The following is a 952-nucleotide window of genomic DNA, read 5'->3' on the forward strand; positions in this document are numbered from 1 at the left end:
AGCATAATGAGACTTCACAACGTCCGCCTAAGCGGCGGTGAAGTCTCATTATGCTCACTTATCCGGTAGGAGTCGACGCCTGCAGCGAAAATCATTAGAAACCGCTTACTTATTTAGTATCGTCTCAATTAAAACAATTATCTTTTCATGGAGTGTATCCAGTAAATGGATTGGAGCAACCGACTAGACATTGAAAACAACCAGTTCTAGTCTGAAAGCAACTAGATCAAGTAGAGAGCAACTAAATTACCAGCGAAAGCAACTAATTCTTACAAAAGCCATTTTACTTGGAGTGAGATGACTATAGTGTTTACGTATTATAGGAATAATGGGTCATAAAATGTCCGTCGAATTCGCTAGCTAGTACTTGCCATACCGGTTTGTCGCGTTCGTAGTATGTATTGACGTGTCCAGCAGGCTTATTGTCGCCTTCAAGATGGATATTGTCTTGTTCAACCATTTTTTGTTCATATCGTCTCTCCATAAGTTAGCTTTCTCATTGATTTTTGCGGAAAGGCGGCGACTCCTACGGGATGAGTGAGAAGAGGAGACATCGCAAGCGAACGCGTTAGTGTAGTGACCCCCAAAAGTTAGACATGATTTTTTAGTTAAGCGGCTTGCGCAAGATGAGTACGGTATTGTACAGGACTCATCTTGAATTTAGATTTCAACCTTTTATGGTTATAATAGTTTATATANTAAAAGAAAAAGAATAGAAAAAATTAAAGAAACAGGCAACTTCTTGTTCAAAATCGAACAAGAAGTTGCCTGTTTTTGTTTGAAAAAACGATATGAATTTAAAAACGTAAGTTTTTCAGTGCCCTCGTATTGTACAGGACTCATCTTGAATTTAGATTTCAACCTTTTATGGTTATAATAGTTTATATAATTTTGGAGTTCTTGTTTAAAATGGTCGACACTTTCAAATTCTTTTAAGTAGAGAAATTCTGAT

Annotated in this window: 1 protein-coding gene and 2 pseudogenes; all 3 read right to left on the bottom strand. The window is 37.0% G+C overall.

What is annotated here, in order from left to right:
• Positions 1-310: 310 nt before the first annotated feature.
• Positions 311-484, bottom strand: a complete 174-nt coding sequence (locus tag FG383_RS21045; protein ID WP_185908024.1) for a hypothetical protein — start codon at positions 482-484, stop codon at positions 311-313.
• A 124-nt stretch (positions 485-608) separates the two neighbouring features.
• A pseudogene (locus tag FG383_RS20155) lies at positions 609-698 on the bottom strand (IS3 family transposase); the annotation flags it as partial.
• Positions 699-825: 127 nt separating this feature from the next.
• Positions 826-952 (bottom strand): annotated as a pseudogene (locus tag FG383_RS20160) (IS3 family transposase); the annotation flags it as partial.

It is taken from the genome of Psychrobacillus soli (assembly GCF_006861775.1).
Lineage (GTDB): Bacteria > Bacillota > Bacilli > Bacillales_A > Planococcaceae > Psychrobacillus > Psychrobacillus soli.

What these genes read in the sequence shown, in the direction of transcription:
- FG383_RS21045 (WP_185908024.1), bottom strand. Translation starts at nt 484, where the DNA reads ATGGAGAGACGATATGAACAAAAAATGGTTGAACAAGACAATATCCAT.